Source organism: Sphingobium sp. LSP13-1-1.1 (assembly GCF_040676415.1).
Taxonomy (GTDB): domain Bacteria; phylum Pseudomonadota; class Alphaproteobacteria; order Sphingomonadales; family Sphingomonadaceae; genus Sphingobium.
Genome location: NZ_JBEGHU010000034.1, coordinates 291,453 through 312,397, shown reverse-complemented (window position 1 = coordinate 312,397; position 20,945 = coordinate 291,453). Strand labels below are relative to the sequence as shown.

Annotated in this window: 24 protein-coding genes; 14 read left to right on the top strand and 10 right to left on the bottom strand. The window is 59.8% G+C overall.

The window, feature by feature from the left end; genetic code table 11:
* The first annotated feature begins 321 nt into the window (after nucleotides 1-321).
* Entirely contained in the window at nucleotides 322-2,232 is a 1,911-nt protein-coding gene (locus tag MRBLSP13_RS16835) for an acyltransferase family protein (protein ID WP_363755636.1), read from the top strand.
* A gap of 456 nt (nucleotides 2,233-2,688) precedes the next feature.
* Here MRBLSP13_RS16835 and MRBLSP13_RS16830 read toward each other — a convergent pair whose 3' ends face one another.
* Nucleotides 2,689-2,946 carry a thermonuclease family protein gene (locus MRBLSP13_RS16830; protein WP_363755724.1) on the bottom strand — a complete coding sequence of 86 codons (258 nt, stop codon included), beginning with the start codon at nucleotides 2,944-2,946 and terminating at the stop codon, nucleotides 2,689-2,691.
* 362 nt (nucleotides 2,947-3,308) lie between these two features.
* Here MRBLSP13_RS16830 and MRBLSP13_RS16825 point away from each other — a divergent pair, with 362 nt between their 5' ends.
* Nucleotides 3,309-3,752, top strand: a complete 444-nt coding sequence (locus MRBLSP13_RS16825) for a CHRD domain-containing protein (protein WP_363738818.1) — start codon at nucleotides 3,309-3,311, stop codon at nucleotides 3,750-3,752.
* 229 nt (nucleotides 3,753-3,981) lie between these two features.
* Complete coding sequence (locus MRBLSP13_RS16820; protein WP_363755634.1) at nucleotides 3,982-4,653, top strand: hypothetical protein; 672 nt, start codon at nucleotides 3,982-3,984, stop codon at nucleotides 4,651-4,653.
* Between the two features lie 61 nt (nucleotides 4,654-4,714).
* Here the strand turns inward: MRBLSP13_RS16820 and MRBLSP13_RS16815 are convergent, their stop codons facing one another.
* The 4 genes from MRBLSP13_RS16815 to MRBLSP13_RS16800 all read right to left on the bottom strand — a co-directional run bounded on the left by MRBLSP13_RS16815 (nucleotide 4,715) and on the right by MRBLSP13_RS16800 (nucleotide 7,453).
* Complete coding sequence (locus tag MRBLSP13_RS16815; RefSeq protein ID WP_363755632.1) at nucleotides 4,715-5,176, bottom strand: ferritin-like domain-containing protein; 462 nt, start codon at nucleotides 5,174-5,176, stop codon at nucleotides 4,715-4,717.
* A 396-nt stretch (nucleotides 5,177-5,572) separates the two neighbouring features.
* Entirely contained in the window at nucleotides 5,573-6,268 is a 696-nt protein-coding gene (locus MRBLSP13_RS16810) for a type 1 glutamine amidotransferase domain-containing protein (RefSeq protein ID WP_363755630.1), read from the bottom strand.
* A gap of 61 nt (nucleotides 6,269-6,329) precedes the next feature.
* Nucleotides 6,330-7,082 (bottom strand): SDR family NAD(P)-dependent oxidoreductase, encoded by a 753-nt coding sequence (locus MRBLSP13_RS16805; RefSeq protein WP_363755628.1) that lies wholly within the window; start codon nucleotides 7,080-7,082, stop codon nucleotides 6,330-6,332.
* A 62-nt stretch (nucleotides 7,083-7,144) separates the two neighbouring features.
* Nucleotides 7,145-7,453 (bottom strand): hypothetical protein, encoded by a 309-nt coding sequence (locus MRBLSP13_RS16800; RefSeq protein WP_363755626.1) that lies wholly within the window; start codon nucleotides 7,451-7,453, stop codon nucleotides 7,145-7,147.
* A gap of 202 nt (nucleotides 7,454-7,655) precedes the next feature.
* Between MRBLSP13_RS16800 and MRBLSP13_RS16795 the strand changes: the two genes are divergently transcribed.
* Together MRBLSP13_RS16795 and MRBLSP13_RS16790 are read left to right on the top strand one after the other, a co-directional pair.
* Entirely contained in the window at nucleotides 7,656-8,570 is a 915-nt protein-coding gene (locus MRBLSP13_RS16795) for a LysR substrate-binding domain-containing protein (RefSeq protein ID WP_363738806.1), read from the top strand.
* A gap of 155 nt (nucleotides 8,571-8,725) precedes the next feature.
* A complete protein-coding gene (locus MRBLSP13_RS16790; RefSeq protein ID WP_363738804.1) occupies nucleotides 8,726-9,772 on the top strand; it encodes a restriction endonuclease in 1,047 nt (348 codons plus the stop codon).
* Nucleotides 9,773-9,783: 11 nt separating this feature from the next.
* Here MRBLSP13_RS16790 and MRBLSP13_RS16785 read toward each other — a convergent pair whose 3' ends face one another.
* Nucleotides 9,784-10,380: a hypothetical protein gene (locus MRBLSP13_RS16785; RefSeq protein ID WP_363738802.1), complete on the bottom strand. Its 597-nt coding sequence runs from the start codon at nucleotides 10,378-10,380 to the stop codon at nucleotides 9,784-9,786.
* A gap of 278 nt (nucleotides 10,381-10,658) precedes the next feature.
* On the opposite strand from MRBLSP13_RS16785, the gene MRBLSP13_RS16780 reads away from it, so the two are divergent.
* Nucleotides 10,659-11,333: a glutathione S-transferase family protein gene (locus MRBLSP13_RS16780; protein WP_363755624.1), complete on the top strand. Its 675-nt coding sequence runs from the start codon at nucleotides 10,659-10,661 to the stop codon at nucleotides 11,331-11,333.
* Nucleotides 11,334-11,512: 179 nt separating this feature from the next.
* Nucleotides 11,513-11,845 carry a hypothetical protein gene (locus tag MRBLSP13_RS16775; protein ID WP_363738798.1) on the top strand — a complete coding sequence of 111 codons (333 nt, stop codon included), beginning with the start codon at nucleotides 11,513-11,515 and terminating at the stop codon, nucleotides 11,843-11,845.
* A 220-nt stretch (nucleotides 11,846-12,065) separates the two neighbouring features.
* On the opposite strand, the gene MRBLSP13_RS16770 is transcribed toward MRBLSP13_RS16775, so the two are convergent.
* The 4 genes from MRBLSP13_RS16770 to MRBLSP13_RS16755 all read right to left on the bottom strand — a co-directional run bounded on the left by MRBLSP13_RS16770 (nucleotide 12,066) and on the right by MRBLSP13_RS16755 (nucleotide 15,457).
* Nucleotides 12,066-12,857, bottom strand: coding sequence for a hypothetical protein (locus tag MRBLSP13_RS16770; protein ID WP_363738796.1), 792 nt, complete (start codon nucleotides 12,855-12,857; stop codon nucleotides 12,066-12,068).
* A gap of 218 nt (nucleotides 12,858-13,075) precedes the next feature.
* Nucleotides 13,076-14,068, bottom strand: coding sequence for a hypothetical protein (locus MRBLSP13_RS16765; RefSeq protein WP_363738794.1), 993 nt, complete (start codon nucleotides 14,066-14,068; stop codon nucleotides 13,076-13,078).
* 185 nt (nucleotides 14,069-14,253) lie between these two features.
* Nucleotides 14,254-15,141, bottom strand: a complete 888-nt coding sequence (locus MRBLSP13_RS16760; protein ID WP_363738792.1) for an ImmA/IrrE family metallo-endopeptidase — start codon at nucleotides 15,139-15,141, stop codon at nucleotides 14,254-14,256.
* Nucleotide 15,142: 1 nt separating this feature from the next.
* Entirely contained in the window at nucleotides 15,143-15,457 is a 315-nt protein-coding gene (locus MRBLSP13_RS16755) for a helix-turn-helix domain-containing protein (RefSeq protein WP_363738790.1), read from the bottom strand.
* A 143-nt stretch (nucleotides 15,458-15,600) separates the two neighbouring features.
* Between MRBLSP13_RS16755 and MRBLSP13_RS16750 the strand changes: the two genes are divergently transcribed.
* From MRBLSP13_RS16750 to MRBLSP13_RS16720, 7 genes are all read left to right on the top strand, one after another.
* Nucleotides 15,601-15,837 carry a DUF2188 domain-containing protein gene (locus MRBLSP13_RS16750; protein WP_363738788.1) on the top strand — a complete coding sequence of 79 codons (237 nt, stop codon included), beginning with the start codon at nucleotides 15,601-15,603 and terminating at the stop codon, nucleotides 15,835-15,837.
* A 56-nt stretch (nucleotides 15,838-15,893) separates the two neighbouring features.
* Complete coding sequence (locus MRBLSP13_RS16745; protein ID WP_363738786.1) at nucleotides 15,894-16,142, top strand: multiubiquitin domain-containing protein; 249 nt, start codon at nucleotides 15,894-15,896, stop codon at nucleotides 16,140-16,142.
* Entirely contained in the window at nucleotides 16,117-17,274 is a 1,158-nt protein-coding gene (locus MRBLSP13_RS16740) for a ThiF family adenylyltransferase (RefSeq protein WP_363755622.1), read from the top strand. The genes MRBLSP13_RS16745 and MRBLSP13_RS16740 overlap by 26 nt, the downstream gene beginning before the upstream one ends.
* The gene (locus MRBLSP13_RS16735) at nucleotides 17,271-17,657 is read left to right on the top strand and encodes a DUF6527 family protein (protein WP_363738782.1); all 387 of its coding nucleotides are present in this window, start codon (nucleotides 17,271-17,273) and stop codon (nucleotides 17,655-17,657) included. The genes MRBLSP13_RS16740 and MRBLSP13_RS16735 overlap by 4 nt, the downstream gene beginning before the upstream one ends.
* Before the next feature lie 293 nt (nucleotides 17,658-17,950).
* Nucleotides 17,951-18,781, top strand: coding sequence for a 23S rRNA (adenine(2030)-N(6))-methyltransferase RlmJ (locus tag MRBLSP13_RS16730; protein ID WP_363755621.1), 831 nt, complete (start codon nucleotides 17,951-17,953; stop codon nucleotides 18,779-18,781).
* A 192-nt stretch (nucleotides 18,782-18,973) separates the two neighbouring features.
* Nucleotides 18,974-19,294 (top strand): hypothetical protein, encoded by a 321-nt coding sequence (locus MRBLSP13_RS16725; protein WP_363738779.1) that lies wholly within the window; start codon nucleotides 18,974-18,976, stop codon nucleotides 19,292-19,294.
* Between the two features lie 225 nt (nucleotides 19,295-19,519).
* Nucleotides 19,520-20,842: an Hsp70 family protein gene (locus MRBLSP13_RS16720; RefSeq protein ID WP_363738777.1), complete on the top strand. Its 1,323-nt coding sequence runs from the start codon at nucleotides 19,520-19,522 to the stop codon at nucleotides 20,840-20,842.
* Nucleotides 20,843-20,945: the final 103 nt, after the last annotated feature.

Below are 20,945 nucleotides of genomic sequence, written 5' to 3'. Positions count from 1 at the left end.
CATTTCGTCCGTTTTGAATAGGCGCGCCAGCGTTTTTTGATGACGCGATGCCTTCACCCAACATGTAACATATTGGTTTACCCGAGAAATTCGATGAGTGTTGCATATTATGCGATGCAGTGACGCCGGCTCGGGTTTTGGCGGTCGAAAATCTGAAATAGTTTCTGCGCACTTTCTTGCCAATTCAAATAAAGAAAAAGGGGCCGAGAATGCTTGATTCCATAAGGCATTCCTGCATCATAACGTCATACGACTTTTCGATAATCTTGATCGAATGCCGAACTTCCTGGTGATGGCCGATATTTCACGGGAGGATTGTGTATGATCAGGCAATATCGCGCGGATATTGACGGGCTGAGGACCGTGGCCGTCATCCCGGTCGTTATCTTTCACTTGGGCACTAGCCTCTTTTCCGGCGGGTTCGTCGGGGTCGATGTTTTTTTTGTCATCTCCGGCTTTCTGATCACGCAAACGCTTCTGGGTGAACAGGGCGGATGGCGCGACGCGCTGTTCGATTTCTACAAACGCCGCATCAAACGCATTTTCCCTGCGTTGTTCGCGCTCTATCTTTGCGTGATGTTGGCCGCTTTCGGCCTGCTGATGTCCGATCAGTCCGCCGAAGTCGCAAAGTCGATCATCGCTTCCATTTTCTTCCTGTCCAACATCCTGTTCTACAGTCAGAGCGGATATTTTGATGGAGAGTTGGACAGCAATCCACTGCTCCATACCTGGTCCCTTTCGGTGGAAGAGCAGTTTTATATATTCTTTCCGCTGCTGATCTTCTTCACCCGCAACTGGACCGCCGCGCACCGGCGGCAGCTTGTCTGGGCGTTGACGCTGGCCAGCTTCCTTGCCGCGCAATGGATGGTTTCCCGCAACGCGAGCGCGGCTTTTTACCTCATTCCCTTCCGTACCTGGGAACTGTCGCTGGGCTCGCTGCTGGCGATCGGGGCGATTCCCGCGCCGCGCCGGCAGTGGCAGGCCGAAGTCGGTGTAGCGGTTGGCCTGGCACTCATCGCCTACGCGGTCCTATTCTACAACAAGGCCACCACTTTCCCCGGCGCGTCGGCTCTTGTCCCCTGCCTGGGGACGGCCCTCATATTGTTGTGCGGGGAAAGCTGGCGCACGTTGGGAGGACGGCTGCTTTCCATCCCGCCCATGCGTTTCGTCGGGCTCATATCCTATTCGCTCTATCTGTGGCACTGGCCGATCATTGTCTTCTATCGCAACATCGACAGCCGCTTGGACAATGTGGAGCGCGTATCGTTGCTGATCGCCGCTCTGGCAGCCGCAACGATTTCATGGGCATTTGTCGAAAAGCCTTTCCGCCGTTCGAGCCGCCTGAGCTCTCGCATTGTGGTGCTGCGGGGCACGGCTGCCATGGCGGCATGCGGCGCGGCGGTTTTTTCGTTGGCCGTCCTTAGCGACGTCCTTTATCCGATCTCGGCGCAGGCGCGCGGCGTCCTGGCTTATGGTGAGCGAACCGGCCGCACGGAGATGATGCGGACCGGATCCTGCTTCCTGACGACCCAAAATCGCCTTTCCGATTATTCATTCGAACGATGCATGAGGGCGCCGCACGACAAGTCCCGCGTCCTGATCGTGGGCGACAGTCATGCTGCCCATCTTTATTACGGACTGAACCATGCCCTGCCCAACGCTCACGTGCTGCAGGCCACGGCAGCCGGATGCAAACCGCTGGTCAACAGCCGCGGCGATGCCCGCTGTCTAGCGCTCATGCATCAGGTGTTCAACGAGCATCTGAAACGGATACGGCCGAACATGGTGATCCTGTCGGCGCGGTGGCTGGAGAAGGATGTCCCTGACATCGAAAAGACCGTGCGGCTGATCCAGCAAGCCACGCCACGCGTGATCGTTTCTGGTCCCATCGTCGAATATGATCAGCCGCTTCCCCGGCTGCTTGCAAGGCACATCGACCGGAACGAGCCCATAGACATGCATCGTAACAAACAGGTTCCGCTGGTCGACCGGCAATTGGCCGCAGCCATGAAGCGGGCGCACATTCCGTATTTCTCGCCCTATGCCAGCCTCTGCGCGCCGGACTGCCGCCTGTGGGTCACGCCAGGCGTGCCCGTCCAATTTGATTATGGCCACCTTACGCAACAGGGATCGGTTCTGATCGCCGATCTCATGGCTCGGCAAATCCAGCCCGAGCTTGCGGGCATCCCAAAGGCGGCCGACGTAGCTCAATTGCAGCCAGCAACTTATTGAAAGCTAAGCGGCGATTAGCATGGCCAAACGGCGAGCTTCGGTTGCGCCGTTTAGGCCCTGAAGCGATCAAGATTTGGCGCGCTACCGACCAAGACCGCAACATAGCGGACGGTTGTAGCGCTTCGCCCGACCGTCGAAACCGGCCGTTCATTCACGCTGCAAATTATGGCTCCCCTGGCCGATTTCAGGATGGCGGGTTAATGGCAGCAAATCGGGAAAGCTGCCCTTACCTCGTAGAAGAAGCCGCCGCGCCGCGGTCGACCAGAGATTGCCCCTCATTGCCGGAGGCGTCTGGGCCTCGTTCATTGGAGATGTTTCCGGTACCTCGCTGCCGCATCGCCTCCCGGAATAAGATAACTTTTCGAGGCAGGCGTTAGTCAGCCTTCCGGCTGACTAACGCCTGCCTCTAAGCCGCCCATCTGCAAACCCGTCGCGGCACGGCCGACAATCAGGTTATCAACAGCTCAGGCTGCCATACCTCTTCACTGCGAAACCACCTTGGACCTGAGCACACGACAGATCCCGCCCTTTAGCCGAGCATCGGGCGACCGCGCGGCCATAGTGATCCGTATCGATCTGCCGACATTCCACGGCCTGGCCGCTGACCAGCGACTGGAGGTTAGCGGTGCTCGCATAAGGGTCGTCGGGCGTGCATTCGCGCCCCGGCCGGCAATGGCCGGGTAGTTCCGGCGCATCGATCGAGGAAAGGCGAATGCGGGTCTCGCCGAGCGTATCGTGTCACAGTCTAGAACCCGAGGACTCACGCATCCGATGCCGAGGCCCGCGTCTGCCTTTGCGGCGGGCCAACAGGGTAGGTTGCCGTCGAAATGGGTCAACGCGATGCTCAGCGCGCCGCCGCCGAGGCGGAGCGTTCAGCATCCTTCGGAAGTCGAAATCATCCCCGATCGGTGCACTATCGACGGAAGGGCTCAGCCTGTCACCTCTCAACCGCAGAAGGGCCGCGGCCAGGCTACATGCTGGAGGCCAAAGCGGACAGACTGCACGCGCCGGAAGCCGAACGGAACATAACGCCTCTGCAAGGGTTCTGAACCGGACACTGCCCGCTGGAGGTTGCTATGTCTCCTCGATCCGTTCTTGCTCTATCAGCTGTGACATCCGCATCGTTGCTCGCGTCTGCCGTGCTGGCGCAGCCCGCCACCGGAGGACAGCGCGCCTTCACCGTTGCCCTGACTGGGTCAGCCGAAGTCCCGGGTCCCGGCGATACGGATGGAGCCGGAACTGCCAAGATTAGCGTCAATGTTCCGAAAAAGCAGGTTTGTTACGAGTTGAGCGTATCCGGCATCGCCACGGCGACCGCTGCCCATATTCACGCGGGGGCTACAGGGATCGCAGGTCCGCCAGTGGTCACGTTGGATGCTCCCGCGTCAGGTGCCAGTAAAGGCTGTGTGGATGTTACAGCCAAACTCGCGGCGCAAATCCTTGGCCAGTCGAGCAGATATTATGTGAACGTCCACACCGGCGATTTCCCCGCTGGGGCAATTCGTGGCCAGTTGAAGTAGGCAACCTGTCGGCCTCCTGAGCGATTGTGGATGTCTCCCCGCCATTGCCCTCCCGCTTGTAGAAGAGACTAACAGCAGGCTGCGAACGGTCCCGTTACGGTCGAGGATAGCCTCGACCATCATGCTCGGCCTCTCGAGCAAGCAGTACATGGCGCGCGCACTGCAGATTTGCACTGAACGGCGACAGTGATAAGGCTGGCGGCATACCGTGATCACGCGGGCTTGATCGATGACGTTGAGCCACCTGTCATTCTCCGACTGGATCGAACATGCCTTCAGCCATGAAGTGGGCGTACACGGCAATGCGTGGTTCTTCGATATGGACGCGCCTTGGTGGGATCCGGCGCCCGGCGTGGCGGTCGACTACCTCACCCGTCTATTCGCTGAGCCGCTTCCCGCATTGCAATGGTTCAGCGACGCGCAGATCGCGCAGGGCCTGACCTATCTCATGAATACATCCGCGTCAGGTGATAGCGGCTGGCTCTACTGCCGTGACGTCCCCGCCGCCGAGCGACAGCGCTGCATCGAGGCGATCGCCGATCTGTTCGAGCAGATATTCGCGTTGCGCGCCGCGCCGGTGCTGAGCCACATTGATGAGCCGGGCGGTAATGCGCTCAACATACCCTGCTATATGTGGTTCGACGTCATGCCCTCTGTCGCGCTGGCCGATGACCCGGACAGGGATCGACTGCACCGCGCAATGCTGGTCACGATGGAGCGCATATTGGCGCTAGAGAATATCGCCTGTCAGGAAGCGGCGCTGCATGGCCTCGGGCATTGGGCAGCGGCGTATCCAGGCAAAGTGACAGAGACGATCGAAGTCTATTTGCACGCAGACACCGGCAGGCGAGCCGACCTCTCGGCCTATGCGCGCGCCGCCCGCTGTGGCTGCGTTCAATAGTTGGGAGCGGCAGCGCCGTGATGAGCGGAGCCCGTGTAGGCGGGAACGTTAGCCAGGCATTTCAACTGTCTGGCGCAAACGCAGCAACGTCGCCCGGCCGTCGCAGCATCTTGTCAACCTCGCTGGCGTGGACCTCCTCGGCATAGATCATCTGCCGCGCATACTCCTCCAGGGCGACCGAACGCCCTTCTACGAGGACCATCAGTTCGCGATAGAGCGCCAGTCCGCGCCTTTCAGCCTCCAGCGACTCCCGCAGGATTGTGGCGATGTCCGTCGTATGGCTGTCAAGCAGCGGGCCGATTCCCAGCGACGGATAGTCGCCCAGCATCGTGATCATTTCACCGGCTTGCTGCGCATGAAGCAACGACTCGTCGGCCTGTGTGCGTAGCCAGGAGATGATCGGGATTCGGCCGAAGCCGAACACCAAAAAGGAGTAATGGGTGTAGCGGACGACGCCCGCCAGCTCTTGCTCAAGGATGCGGTTGAGGACAGCTACGGTGGCGGACCTGTCGATGTTCTGCATCGCCAATTCCTTCCAGTTTGACCTGCGCCAGCATACGCCCTTTCTGCCGCCACTCCAATCGCTGGGGTTAAGGGTCTTTTGGGAGAGAGGCAGCCGGATCGGGTTGGCCTCGGCTTTGGGAAACAAGGCTCGGTCTTTTCTCCGCTGCCTCGTTTCGCTTCCGGCCTAAGTCTCTGCGCGCGCAAACAACTTCGTCACTACAAAACGCGCGAGCTGCTCGGGTGGCGGAACCCGACTCGATCGGAAGGAGTCGTCGGAAGCGTCGGACTTTCCGACTTCGCAATAGTCGTCCCGATAGCTGCCGTTTGTTCATCGAGCTTTGCCGGGCCGATGCGCTCATGCCGATCGGGCAGTCGGCGCTATCGCCGACTGCCCGCTCCTGCTGCACTCGGTCTATTACCGCAGCGCCGCGATCACCACCTCTGCCAAAGGCGTCGAGGATTGCGGGTTCTGACCAGTGAGCAGGTTGCCGTCCTTGACGACATAGGCGTGCCAGTTGGCGCCCCGCTCGAACAAAGCGCCCTGCTTGCGCAGCGTGTCGGCCAGCAGCCAGGGTGCGTTCGCCGCCGTTCCGAACTCGATCTCCTCCTCGTCGCTGAGCGAGGTCATCTTGCGACCGGCGAATGGCCAACCGCCATTCTCGTCCCGCGCCGCCAGCAGCGCCGCCGGGCCGTGGCAGACCGCCGCGATCACCTTGTCGGCCTTATCCGCCTCGATCAGTACCCGGCCCATATCGGGGTCCTTGTAGAGATCCTCGACCGGGCCATGACCGCCGGGGACGACGATGGCGTCATATTTGCTGGTGTCGATCTCGGCGAGCACCAGCGGCTTTTTGATCCGCGTCGCATTCTCGTCGAGATAGGCGCGCATGCGTTCAGCAATCTGCTCGCCGACGGTGTTTGGATCGAGGCTGCGCTTGTCCATCGTCGGCACGATGCCGCCGGGGCTGGCGAGATCGACCTTGAAATCGGCGCGCAGGAAGGCTTCGTCGAGATCGACGAATTCCTGCGTCCAGACACCGGATTCATAGATGGAGCCATCGGCGCGGGTCCATTTGTCGGCGGCTGAAAGGACGATGAGGATATTGGTCATCGATAGTCTCCTTCTTGTTGTCGGAGGACGACGGGGTTGATGGGACAGTGAGAGGACGTGGTCAGATGTTCTGGCCGCCCGACACCTCGATCCGCTGGGCCGTGATCCAGCGATTGTCGGACCCGAGCAGGCTGGCGACGGCCGGCCCGATATCGTCGGGCACGCCAACCCGCCCAAGCGCGATCATGTTGGCGAACGCATCATTATATTCCGGCGTGTCGCGGACCGCACCCCCGAGGAAGTCGGTCTCGATAGCGCCGGGCGCGATTGCATTCGCGGTGATACCGCGGCTGCCGAGCTCCTTGGCCATGTACAGCGTCAGGATCTCGATCGCGCCCTTGGCGGCCGAATAGGCCGAGAAGCCAGGATAGGAGACCCGGGTCAGGCCGGACGAGAAGTTCACGATGCGGCCGCCATCGGCGATCAGTGGCAGCAGTGCCTGCGTGAGAAAGAACACGCCCTTCACATGCACGTTGAAGAGCTGATCGAACTGCGCCTCGCTGGTCTCGGCGAAGCTCGCCATCTCGCCATGGCCGGCATTGTTGACCAGATGATCGACGCTCTCTCGACCCCAGGACTGGAGCGTCGCACGCACCCGCTCGACGAACGGCGCCAGCGCGATCACGTCGCCGACATCGAGCTGCAGCGCGATTGCCCTGCGGCCAAGCGCCTCGATCTCCGCGACGACGGCCTGAGCCTGGCTCTCGCCGCTGCGATAGGTGAAGATCACGTCGCCGCCGTGGCGGGCGATGCTGAGGGCGGTGTTGCGGCCGAGGCCACGGCTGCCGCCTGTAACGATGGAAATGGTGGTCATTGGTCAGTCCTTTCGTGGTGCTTGATGTGCCGGCAGCCCGCCGACGGGGTGGTGGCTACGCTTCAGGCCCTTCGGTCCTGGGCGATTTGCGGAAGCGAGGCGGGGCGCCGCGCGGAGGATGTGCTCAGGCGATGGTGCGGCCGCACCATGTCCCGGTCACACGCGCCCTCGATGAACAGAGCACTGATCGCCGCGAGCATGACTGCGAGCGCAGCGCTACCGGCGGCCGCGAAGGACGCTTGAAACTCGCGCCACTGCGTGACGGCGAGATTGTAGCGTGTGGTCGCACCGTTCTGGAGGATCGCGCAGGCTTTGGTGAGGATCGCCGGCCCAGTGATCAAGGTCAGCGCGGAGAATGGATCGTAGGACATTGTGGCTGCTCCTTTCTGCACAAGCGTGCTCACAGGGGCCGGCATAGTGCCGTGGCCCAGCGAATGGCTTTCATTTTTTCGGCGATGCCTGGTCAGCATATCCGCTGGCCGGAGCTCTTTAAGCTGGTGCCGTAATGCCTTATAGAATGGCGCGGCGGAAAGACTTTGTAGCTTTGCTGACCATACCTGCTAGGCATGACCTATGGAGCTTCGCCATCTGCGCTATTTCGTTGCGGTCGCCGAGGAAGGCAGCCTGACTGTCGCGGCTGAGAAGCGCCTGCACACAGCCCAACCGTCGCTCAGCCGCCAGCTTCGCGATCTGGAGTTGGAGGTCGGCACGCCGCTGCTAATCCGGACCTCACGTGGGGTGACGCTGACGCCTGCCGGGCAGATCTTTCTCGATCATGCACGGCTCGCCCTGACCCAGGCTGCCGAGGCCGTCGCCGCTGCGAGGCGCGTATCCCGCCCGGCCAAGGCCAGCTTCTCGGTCGGTTTCCTGACCGGGCAGGAAGTGGAATGGCTGCCCCACGTGACGCAGATACTGCGCGACCAGCTCAAGGAGATTGATTTCCGCGTCTCAAGCGACTTTTCGCCTGCCGTTGCCGAAGCCGTGCAGCGTGGCGAGATCGACCTCGGCTTCTCCCGCGTCGAGCCCCAGCCCGATGTGACCTATGAAGTGATCGCGTCCGAACCGATCGTGGCCATTCTCGCGGGTGACCATCCGCTCGCTAGCCGATCCGAGATCGAGCCGGTCAAACTCGGGGAATTTCCTTTCATCGGCTATACCGATACGCCGCACGTCCTGCGCGGGATCGTCGAGCGCTATCTGCGGGAGCGCGGCGTGAGCGTCTCATCCAGCCACTTTCTCGACAGCTTCGCGACTGGAATTTCCTTGGTGGCGTCGACCGGCGGACTGACGCTCTTGCCAGCCTATGTCGAAAAGCTGCTGCCTCGGTCCGTCGTGAGCAGGCCGCTTGCCGGACCTGCTCCCGTCATCGAAATCGCCGTTGGGTACCGGAAAGACAATCCTTCGCCGGTGTTGAATGATTTCCTACGAAGTATTGATTGGCTTATCGCTGCTCATGCTGCCGCCGCCCGGCAAGGTTCGCCGACCTAGCTCTTCGGGCGAAATCGCCAACATTCCCGCCGTTCACGGCGACAAACGGACTTCGCGATGGCAGTCATACGTTCATCTGAGCACGAGCATTTCAACGCGGTATTTTCAGCCACGGCTATCTGGCGGAATTCTTGCTCAGGCGCTATTCGGTTTGGATGGCAGGAGTACTCCCATCAGATAAGCTGGAAGACTGGCTAACGTCGCCGCCAGGCGCGGAGCCTCGCTGGTTTCAGGATCGAGGAAGGGCGTTCGAGCGGATCATTCGTAACCAGTTTCAATCGGAAGGGCTCGAGCCGCGCCTCAACATTCGTCCGAGCGGCGAAGAGATCGACGGGTCATTTGTCCTCGGCGAAAGCACCTACCTGGTCGAAGCGAAATGGCGCAAGGATCCGATCCCGGCTTCTGATCTCTACGCGTTTAAGGGCAAGGTGGATGGGAAGCTCGTCGGCACGATCGGCGTCTTCATATCGATGTCTGGCTATTCTTCCGAAGCGATCGACGCACTTAAGTTCGGCAAGGATATCAACCTTATTCTGTTCACTGGCGCGGACTTCCTGCTGGTCAATTCGGGAAAAATTGGCTTTACTGGCGCGCTTCGACGAAAACTGCGATACGCTGCCGAGGAGGGGCAACCATTCCTGCCGTTGATTCCAGACGGCAGCCGCCTTGAAGTGGCGGAGCCTGCTGTTACAGATCCGCGTGCACCGCTAGGCGAAACCCGATCATCGAGCCCGGTCTGGCACGTTGTCGTCGAGAGCGAGGCGGACGAGGCTGGCCTGCGCATAATTTTCAACCGGCTTGATCGGCGCTCCGCCGAACACGTCCGTTTTTGGGCGGCGGGCGGACAAACAGGGTTGGAGAGTCTCGTTCGTGAACTCGCCCTATCGGGCTGCGACAATGTCGCGGTGATTGTGGGAACCGATGTGCCGCCTGTGGTGCTCAACGGTTTGCGCGAGGAAATGCGGAACCATGGTAACTGGCTGTTGGTCCTGCCGACATCTGTCGAAGATTGGCTCGATAGTGCAGTTCCCGCGGATTATGCAAACGCCGTACCCGAAACCTCGGTCCGGGCAAAGGCGACACGGCGATGGGCCCGCAATGCGGATCTCGACCGCCTCCTACAATCGAGCCGTGGTTTTGCTGACCTATTCAAGCGGATTCAAAGCGACTTCCCGAGCGGTTTCGAAAGCGTTAGCTTTTAGGACCGACCCTGTCAGTCTTCCTTGGGTGATACGGGCCACGGCAATTTAAGGCCGCGTCCTCGCGCGAAGCTATTCAGAGTTTTAACAGAAACGAGCGCATTATAGGTGCGATCCTTCTTACCATACGGGCCCATATTCGTGCTGGTCGCGGCTCGTACCATGGAACCAATCTCTGTACGTTCATCGGCGAGAGGCATATGGCCATGGTTGATCAGTGAAAGGATTTCCTCGGCCAGCGCTTTCGCACGAGGAGACACTTCGAACTTTTCCTCCGGCAGGTTGTCGGCGAGAGCGCAGGCCGCGCGCCGGACTGTCAAACGCTGCACGCCAAGCCACCATTTCTGGCCTCCGTTGAACCGATTGAATTTGGTGAGGCCGAGATAGGTCAGGCACCCTGTGGCGATGATGATAAGGGGGACAAATACCCACGGACTTGCGAAGAATGCGTAGATGCCACCCCATACAGCCTTTGCCGCAATTAAAGTGGCCGGGACATAGCTCATGCCGTTAGCGCGGGCCATGTCGTATGATGTTGACGTCACGATCGGCATAGCCGCAAGTAATAGTGTACCAACGACACCGCCCAACCATTTCATACTGGATTTCATCGATACCCCCTCCCATTTCAATTATAGAAATTGTCGATGGGGTGCCACGCTGTTTTTACCAGCCGTTCTCATCGGCCCACAGAGAGCCAAGAGGGGTGAGCGGTGGTTTTTTTCATGGTCCGGGAAATGCCTCGCTCTGGTCGAGAAGAGCCGCTTCGATCGAAAGCTTCCATTCCGTCCTGAACCGCCAACAGAGCGGGCGTATGGTGCTCCTTGGGTTGACCTAGGAACCTGTCGTTCGTTCATTTGAAGGCGCATGCCTGGAGTGCCAAAGTCACATGGCTTTGCTATGGCTATCCTCAGTTGTTGTGGGAAAGGGCCAGCCGATGATTACCGTGTGGGGTGGGCAAACCTCGCGATCCATCCGGGTCGTCTGGGTGTTGGAGGAGATGGGCCTTCCCTACCTCGTGCGGCAGGTCGACATGCTGGCCGCCGAGCAAGACCCCGAATTTCTGGCGGTCAACCCCGCCGACTATATCCCGGCGATCCAGGACGGCGATGTCATCATGGTCGAGTCGATCGCGATCATGGAGTACCTGATGGCGCGCTACGGGCCGACGCCGTTGGCGCCGGCGCCGCACGATCCGAACTTCGCCGCCTACCAACAGTTTCTGCACCTCGGTGAAGCCGGCCTCGCGACTCTAATGATGCCCGTCGTCGTCAGCCGCTTCATCGCGCCCGAGGCCGAACGGGAGAACTGGGGCGCGACCTGGTGCCTGCGGTCGTTCCAGAAACGGCTGAAGCTGGTCAGCCAACGGCTTGCCAACTCGCCCTACCTCGCGGGCGAGACATTCACTGCGGCCGACATTTCGGTGACCTACGCGCTGAACCTAGGCCAACGGAACTGCGGCATCACCCTCGGCCACGCTGAACAAGCCTATATCGCGCGCACGACGGGCCGCGACGCCTATAAGCGCGCTATGGAGCGTTCGCACGAAGGGGTGAGCACCTAAGCCTCTGCCTGCCCCGCGCGCTGGGGCGTGAGACGGTAGCACCCGCCGACATAGCGGTCTTTCTGTAACATAGTGGTGAACCCCCAAAGCTGTCGGTTATTCATATGGCCAAAGTTTCAACTTAAATTGCCATCTGGCGTTGCCAGCTAGCTAGCAATCGGGGAACATGTGTGACGTACTTGGACGGACTGACCATCGCCGCGAACTGGGCGACCATTCTCACTGCTGTGATTGCAACAATGGCGTTTGGGCGCTTTCTACGCGGGCAAAATAATAGAAGGAAAGCGCTTGAGACGTATCTGCGGGAAGAGAAGCTGAGAGATCGCGATGAGGGCAGGCGAAGCGTCATCCACCTCATGGCGAACTTGGCGATGACTGAAGCTGAGATCCTTGCGGCAGCATTTCAGAGCAAACAGATCATGGCCATCCCTGGAATTGATGGAAACGGAAAGGCTAATAGATTGCTCTTCGAATATGAGGGCGATGACATTCCGGCACCTCGAAAATTCTAGCCACCTGAGTGCGGGTTCGCCAACATTGCTGACGTTCGCTGGACGAAATTTCCTCGCCGGAAGCGGTCTTACATTCACTTTAAAGCTGGCGAACTGAAATGATCGGCATTGGAACTCCGCGCCTGGTCGCAACGGTGCTGCGAACGACGACTTCTTCACAAATGGCACTTCAGCCCAATCCAGAAAAGGGCGCATCAATTCCGTTAATTAGATCGATAAACTATTCCAAGCCCTTCTTCTTACGATCTTCCAAATGAGCAGCATCAATGTCCGCGGCGAGATTAGCCGGATTGACCGACCTTTTTACAAGATCGGGCGATTGAATTCCCATACTTCCAACGAGGTCGAGAAACCACAAATCGGTGTCGGTACGCTTAGGCTTGATCTGCAAGTGCGTGGAACGATTGATGCTGAAGGCAAGAAAATCGGCGATCTGGATCAGCGGCTCTGCATCGGATGCCGCAAAGCGTCCATCGTATTGATCGCCCCATTCCCGAAACACCCTTTTAGCGAATGCAGAATCCGGCTTACCGCGCCCGGCGTCAATCCGGAGTATAAGCCGTGCAGGTGGCGGTGGAACTGCACGCTTTAGCTTAACGAGAAGAAAAAATAGAGCTTGGCCATCCCGTTCGCTAAGGTCAATGCCATCTAAGGAACCAGAAAAGCCCAGATCATGATCGGCGAGAGTTCGTTCATCGACAGTCTGGATGTGCACCCGCCATCGATACCGGCGATATATCTCTGCAAAGAACTCGAACAATTGGAGGTTGGCGCCCTTGGGCGCCTGCTCCCAGACGCCATATCGATTGTAGATATCCACAAAGTGAAATTCTGCAGGCGAGACCCCTAATAAAGTTGGCAATTCACTGAGGCATGCCCTGACGCTTTCGCGAACCTCATGAACTTGCGCATCGGGAAACTCCACAGCTACATAGGTTCGACGTTTACCTGTCACATATTTTGATGGCTTTGCATCTTCAGGCCCGTAAGTATCATCTATCGCAATATGCACCCGAAATTCCTTCTCGTAGATCGACGAGTGAACCTTCCTTCTGCACCCAGAGAACGTTCAGTGGAATGATCTGCCGTGCTTTTTTGATCGCTAGTTGCCCTTTCGCTGCCCGAGCGGAGCCGCCAAAAAGGCAGACGTTCGAAGTTCCGGGAGAGGAACTCAAAACTTGCCTTACGTTCACGGAAACCTCTCACCACAATTCGAGGCAGCTGCGCTCGTCAGAAATCGAGACGCTCGCTATCGTCGTCACCGTCCAGCCATGCGATGAGGTCCGCCCCGCCAGCTCCGACTTCGCTCGAACTGCCCTCTTCTCCCGGACCGTCGTCCCGCCAATCGTCTCCGTACCAGCTGCTGGTGTCGACGCCGGACACGATTTCCGCTTGGGACAGGTCCCGCGGATCTTCGAGCGGGACATCGAACAGGCACTGGAACGGGAAGCACTCGTCGAGCTCTGCGCCATCGCCACGCCGCAGATCGGAGTTCGAACCCCATTGCAGCGTGACCGAGACAGTGCCCGTGGCGCAATAGCGCACGGTCGAAGGACCGATCGAAGCGACCTCTGTTCTGTCGGTGTAGATTTCATCAATCGTGTGATGGGACGCCAGCTCGTCGATCGAAAGGATGGTTTCCGAGAGCAGGCTGTCGACCGCCCCTTCGTCGAGTCCTTCGGTCAGCGGATCGATGAGCGCCGCGCGGCAGTCGTGATAGGCATGGATCAACTCCTCCACGGCCGTCACCGTCGCTTCCGCCTCGGCGGCCTGCTCGGCGGGATCACGCACCAGCGTGTCGGCACGGCCATGAACATGCTTGCTGAGCTTGTTGAAGGCGCGGAGAAGTCCGGCGCGAAGCTCCTGGGGTTCAAGACCCAATTCATCTTTGAGATATCCGTCGGTCAGGCCGCCCTGCAGCCAATATTGGATGCGCTGCGCACGCACAGGCTTCGCCTGTCCTTCGATTGGCTTGTACCAGGCGCAGGCTTCGACTTCGGCATCCGGCGCAAGTGTACCCATGACATGTTCGAAAAGCATGCGGATGGCAGTCGCAAAGAGATTTAGACGCAGCGGATTGGCCTTGTCGCGAAGAACGCTCGCGGCACCTTCGATCGTGATACGGAAGAAGTCGTCAGGCGCCAACGGTGCCAACGCCGCGAGCCGATCTTCGGGAGCGGATGCGGAAGCCGATCCGCCGTTGCCGTCCGTGGCCTTGGTCACACAATCTCCTCCATGTTGTTTATCTCCCGCGCGGCACTTGGTGCAAGCGTCTTCCACTGGTCAAGATCTCCACGACACGAGCGCGTGCTCGACGGTAGCGGATGTCGCCTCTCGCCGCGCTCGCGCTGTTTATCCCGCTTGCTTGCCATCGGCATCACTAATGGATTGGCAGCTGCTCGCGGCCATCAGCGGCCATAAGCAAAACGGGGCGTCCAGCGCTCAACCGTTGCTACCTCGTCATCGTCATCTTCGTCCTCCGACTCGGCGAGATCATCCGAAGACAGTACCGTCAGGGTGAAACCATAGCAGCCAAGCCCAATCACCTCCTCGTCGAGATGCACATGGTTGTTGGTGTCGAACCAGTCCATGAGGTCGCATTCGCCCGTCGCGCGACGAGCCGCCAACACGTTCTCGGGCCGCGCGTTAAAGGCCGCCGTCGCGCCGACGGGCAGAGGGTCTCCCTTCTTGAGAAAGATACGCTTGCCCAGCCTTTTGAACGCGTCGGATGGAAAGGAGTAACTGACCTCCGCGCCGCTGCTGACGATGATGCAGAGGGGAAAGGATACGCATTCCGCAGCCCGGATCGCTGCCGCGGTGAGCGAGACGCGGGCGTCCTCGGCCAGCCGGCAGATGCCCTCAAGACCCACTCGATGCTGATCGAGATGGCTACGCACCAAGCCGCCCGGCATCAGCAGTCCGGCGGCGAAATGGTCTGCCTCGAGCTCAATTGAGCTGCTCCCTTCCGTAAACCCGGCCCGTGAGAAGTGCCGCCCGCCGGCCTTCAGAATCTCGTCAGGGTGGTCGGGCAGGAAATAATGTCCCAACTCGTGGGCCACGCTGAATCGCTCGAATCCCTCATTCTCGAGTTCGGCGGAATAAATGATGATCGGCTTAGGCTCAGCGAAAATGAGAGCGCCTGACACACCTGGCATCCCGGCCGGCTTCTTCTCGACATGAAGGTCGTGCTTAGCAGCGATCGCGAACGGGTCCACGGGAAAGGCGTGGTAGCCATCGTCCCGCGCCCGCTTCTGTCCAGTTTGGGTTGCCATCAGGAGACGGAATTTACCCGCCATCTCAGGACTTTCCTTCCCCCGCCAGCCGGTCGATGAGACCTTGGATATAATCTCGGTCGCCGGCAGTGAGCTTGTCCTCATTCCTGAAAGCCACCGTCGCCTGAACCCCCAATAGGTAATCCGACGATACGCTGAGTGCTGTCGCCAGGCGGCGCACATTTTCAAATGACGGCTTGCGGCGATTCGCCTCGAAGTGGGCGATCGCGGACGGCTGCATGTCGGAGCGATCCGCCAACTGGGCTTGGCTAAGTCCTTGTCGTTCGCGGGCTTCCTTCAGCCGTGTTCCAAACAGGGATTCCGAGCTTGACTCATTCATGACGATTCCGTATATAGTTGATGACGAACTCGTCAAATCCGTCTTGGGGCACCGTCGCTGATGGCCATAGCGGAACATGACGAGTTCGTCAAGATAGACATACGAGCTGTAGCGGTCAACCCCGCCGACAGGAGATTGAAGACATGAGCAATGACAAGCGCATCCACGTCGTGCCCCACAACGGGGCGTGGGCGACACGCCGCGAAGGCGCCAGCCGGGTCGGCAGCACGCACTCGACCCAGGCCGACGCAATCAACGCTGCCCGTGACCGGGCGATTCGTGGGGCCGGCGAGGTCGTGATCCACCGGCCCGACGGGCGGATTCGGGACGCCGATTCCTACGGCAGCGATCCCAATCCGCCCCTCGACCGCAAATACTGAGACATTGGCATCCGAGACGGGGCCTGCGTCGCCAAATCAGAAGGAAGAAGAGCATCATGGCTAAAGACAAGCTGGTCACGATCGCGATCAATTCGCGGAAGTTCGAGGAGCCGAAGGGTAAAATCAGCTACAACCGGGTTGTCGAACTGGCCTATCCTGATTTCGCGCAGTTCCCCGACGCCACTTACAGCATCGTCTACGAGCGCGGTGCTTCCGGCCATGTCCAGGGTACGCTCTCGAAGGGCGGATCCGTCGAAATCGTTGAAGGGATGCGCTTCCGTGTCAAACGCACTGGAGAATCATGACGACCTGAAGCGGCTGATCGAGAGGGATTATGCGCTCTCGATCGTCGGCGGCCATCTGGTGGTCAATGACGTCTATTACCTCGACAGCAGCGGGGAGCTCCACAAGGGGCGTCTCGCGGCGAAGCTGAATCTTCCGACGCCGGAAACTCTCGGTTCGCCATATAATCACCAGATGTATTGGTCGGGGGCCAACGCGCACTATGCGGATGGGACGGCCATTCCAAAATTGGGGACAGGCACCGTTTCGCTGCCGATCGGTGACACGACCTATGTTCGCCATCTCTCCAACAAGCCTGAGGAAGGCTTCGCAACCTACAGCCTGCTGGTCGAGCATTATGTATCTCTGATCTCGGGACCCGCCGAGCAGAAATACGGTGTGTCATCCCGCACCGGCGCGACCTACGACGTCCCGCCCGATACATCCCCTTTCAAGGTCCGCGACACTTTCTCAGCAAAGGCAGAGATCATGGACCTGAATCAGCTGGTTGCGGGCGACCGGGTTGCCGTCATTGGTCTCGGGGGCACTGGTGCCTTCGTGCTCGACTTCATCGTGAAGACGCCCGTAGCGACGATCGACGCATATGATTTCGATACTTTCAAAGTCCATAATGGCTTTCGCCTGCCGGGTGAGGTTCCGATGAACCAGTTCGGCCATCTGAAGACCGATGTCCTCCGGCGCAAATATGAGCCGTTTCGCCACGGCCTTACCTTTCATAACAAGCGCATCAGTGCGGGCGATGAGGCTCTATTCACCGATATTACTTTCGCGTTCGTCTGCATCGACGATGGCGAGGCGCGGGCGGAAATCTGCGAGATGCTCACCGGCCGCGGCATCGATTTCATCGATGTCGGCATGGGCGTCGAGAAGGAAGAAGGTTCGCTCGACGGTTTGGTCCGAACCACCCTATTCACGCAGGCGTCGGCAGCGAAAGCAATCGAGGAGGTACCGCTCGATCGCCGGACCGATGAGGGCGCTTATCGCACGTTCGTTCAAATCGTCGAACTCAATGCGCTGAATGCTGCAATCGCCGTTATGCGCTACAAGCAGCTCCGTGGCTTCTACACAGATGAGGCTGGCTACCGAAACAGCCTGATCTCGATCGGCTCCAGCAACTGGATTGGCGATGCATGAGATATCGACTCGTCGAGGTGGAGGAATTGCCGGAGATTCTCGAACCGGGTGCGCTCTACTGGTCCAGGGAATATGAAATCTCGGCACACCTTTGCGCATGCGGATGCGGCGACGTCATCTATCTGCCGATCGGTCCAGTCGACTTTTCCATCTCCGCCGACACGAGTGGGCCGACATTGATGCCATCTGTCGGAAACTGGAACGTTTGCAATGCGCATTACTTCATCATCGGCGGCAGCGTTGAATGGGCCGGTCAGTTGACTCCGCAGCAGATTGCCGAGGGTCGAGTTCGAGAGGATGCGCGGCGCGCGGCTTATTATAATCGGCGTGAAAGCTGGTGGCGCCGGTTCATCCGTCGGCTCAGCGCTTGGCTGCGGCAATGACCGCTTTTCCCCTCTTATAACTCTTAAGCTGCCTGTCGGGACTGTCCAACAAAGCAGACATGATGGCCGGCTCGAGCGCGGCAATGAGATGTCCGCTGCCGGCTAGCGAAATTTGGCCGCTAAGCGGCAAGGAGGGGTCGTCTCCGCCCGCCCTCATGCGAGCACCGGATTGGTTGCTTCAATTGCCTCGCACTCGGTTTGGACGCCCAACAATACCGGTTCGGCCATAATTTCGCTTTTGCAGAAGGTCCGGCAGCTCGTCTAAAGGCGGGCCGTCAGGATTTTGAACCACGATGAATTATCGCCATTCCTTCCATGCCGGCAATAGCGCCGATGTCGTAAAGCACAGCCTGCTGATCGCCCTGGTGCGGGCTTTGCAGCACAAGCCGGGCCCGCTGACCCTGATCGACACCCATGCCGGCTGCGGGCTGTACGACCTTGGCGGCGACGAAGCCCAACGCACCGGCGAAGCCACGCAGGGCGTGCTGCGGGTCTTTGCCGATCCGAACCCCTTGCTGGATGACTACCGCGCCGCCGTACGGGCGGTGAATGTGGGTGACGAACCGCACCTTTACCCCGGCTCACCGCGATTTCTGGCCCAGCTTTTGCGCCCGCAGGATTTCCTGATCCTGAACGAAAAGCACCCGGAAGACGCTTACGCCCTGCGCGGCGTGATGCGGGGCACGAGCGCGGCCGTGCATGAACGCGACGCCTACGAACTTTGGCTGGCTATGCTGCCGCCCAGCACCGCGCGCGGCGTGGTGGTGGTCGACCCGCCCTACGAGCAGCTGGACGAACGCGCGCGCATCACCGCCACCCTCGCCGCCGCTCACCGCAAATGGGCGCATGGCGTGACGGTGATCTGGTATCCGCTGAAGGACAGCGCCACGCATTGGCGGTGGAAACAGCAGTTACGCAAGCTCGGCATCCCGAAATTGCTACTGGTGGAGCATTGGCTATACGATAGCGAGCAACCTGGCATCTATAACGGCGCGGGCCTCTTTATCGTCAATCCGCCCTACGCTTTCACGCAGGCACTGCCGCCACTGTTGGAAGCTTTGCGCGCCGCGTTAGCGCCCGAAGAGCATAAGGGCGAGATTATATCCGGTTGGCTGGGCGATTAAAATAGAGCCTCGCCCCACCCATCATCCAAAGGGGCACGCTCGTTGGCCGTGCTCCAGACATTGTGCCTCTGCGCCCGCTGGTAATGGACTCGATCATGTGATCCTGTTCGCTCGGAATGGCGACTGAGGGCGTCGAAAAAGCCTCCCGATGCCAGGGGTGGTGTACTGCTGCCGACATGCTAAGGGTCTGACATGTTTCAAGCACCCGGCCGCAGCGGCACTGTCGAGATCGATGGTTCCAAATTTGATTGGGAACTCCTGAGCGAGCCTCAATTGTCCTCTTCCGATGGCTGGAAGGGAATGACTGTCTCCCTGCGCCAGAGAAACATGCCGCGCGAAGCGGTACTGGAATTTCCCGCACCCAAGCGCCTGATGAGAGGATTGCCGAAAGGCCGTTTGCACATCAACGATGCGATTGCTTCGCGAGGGGTTCGGGCAGCATTATCGGCAGGATGGGATCCTGCTTCGCGAGGCAAACCTACGGTTTTCATGGTTGATGCCAACGGTGACTAAGGGGGGCATAGATCGTGCACTCCCGCCATCGCTGAAGCCGAACCACCATCTCGTTCGGTACCGACACGAAGCTGACTGATCCGCCTCGTCGGATCCATCCGTCCTTGCCGAACGCCCGTTCGCCCAAGACCTCCCCGATGACGCGTGTGACTGGTTGCGCCGCCGGTCCATGCCTGCAATAGCCGCCAGCCCGCCTCCACAATCCGCACATAACAGGACGGAATCATGACTTCGCTGGCTCGCTCGATCGGCATCGACTTCGGCACCACCAATTCGGTTGTCGCGCTGGGCGGCGTGGATGGCGAGGCGAGGATGGTGGATTATCCGGGGCCCGACAACACCGGGTCGATCTTCCGCTCCGCTCTTTGCTTCTGGGAGGATCATGGCGTTTCCGGCGGTGTCGCGCGTGAAGCGGGGCCTTGGGCCATCGCCGAGTTCCTTGAGTTCCCCCAAGGCAGCCGCTTCCTGCAATCTTTCAAATCCGTGGCAGCAAGTAGGGCGTTCGAACATGCAACAATCTTCGACAAGCGGCTTCGCTTCGAGGAGCTGGGCCATGTTTTCCTGGAGCGGTTGCGGGCGCATGCTGCCGACGCGCTAAAGGACCTCCCTTCCCGCATCATCGTGGGACGCCCAGTCCGCTATGCGGGGCAGCGCCCGGACAGCGCACTTGCCTGCCGGCGGTACGAACTCATGTTTGCGGCCCTCGAACGGGAAATCCATTATGTCTACGAGCCGCTGGGCGCTGCGTTCAGTTTTGCTTCCCGCCTGGCCGAACCTGCCACTCTGCTGGTCGCGGATTTCGGCGGCGGCACCAGCGACTTTTCTGTCGTACGGATAGAGGCGCCGGGGACCCTGCCGCGCTGTACGCCGCTCGGGTCCGCCGGCATCGGTATGGCGGGTGATCGCTTCGACTATCGCATCATGGATAAGCTGGTCCTGCCGATGTTGGGCAAGGGCGGCACCTATGCGTCCATGGGCAAGACGCTGGAAATACCGCCCGGCCATTTCGCCGATTTCGGCGACTGGGCCCGCCTCGCGCTGATGCATAACCGGCGTACGCTGGCCGAGCTGGAGAAGCTGAAGCGGGCAGCGAATGATCCCGCCGCGATCGACCGCATGATCGCCGTGGTGGAAAATGAGCTTGGCTATCCGCTCTATGACGCGGTTGGGCGGTTGAAGCGGACGCTTTCCGCCGAGGAGCGCGCGCACTTCCATTTCGACAGCTCGGGCGTGCGTGTGGAGGCGGACGTCAGCCGTGCCGATTTCGAAAGCTGGATTGCACCCGACCTCGCCCGCATCGGCGCGACGGTGGATGTAGCGCTCGACCGGGCTGGGATCAGCGCGGGTGCGATAGACCATGTTTTCCTGACCGGCGGCTCCTCATTGATCCCCTCCGTCCGCCGCTTGTTTGAGGAACGCTTCGCCGCGAGCCACATTGCGAGTGGCAATGAGTTGACCTCCATCGCCCACGGCCTCGCACTGATCGGTCAGGAGGCCAGCATCGCTGAATGGACGGCAAGCAGCGAAGATGAAATCGAGCAGGGTTGAATAGCGGTCGGGTACCAAAAATTGGCGCCGAATGACATCCGGTCGGCCCGCTCTGCGAAGCCCGCCTCCCCCTGAACGCGGGTCGGGAGAACATTGATCGCGG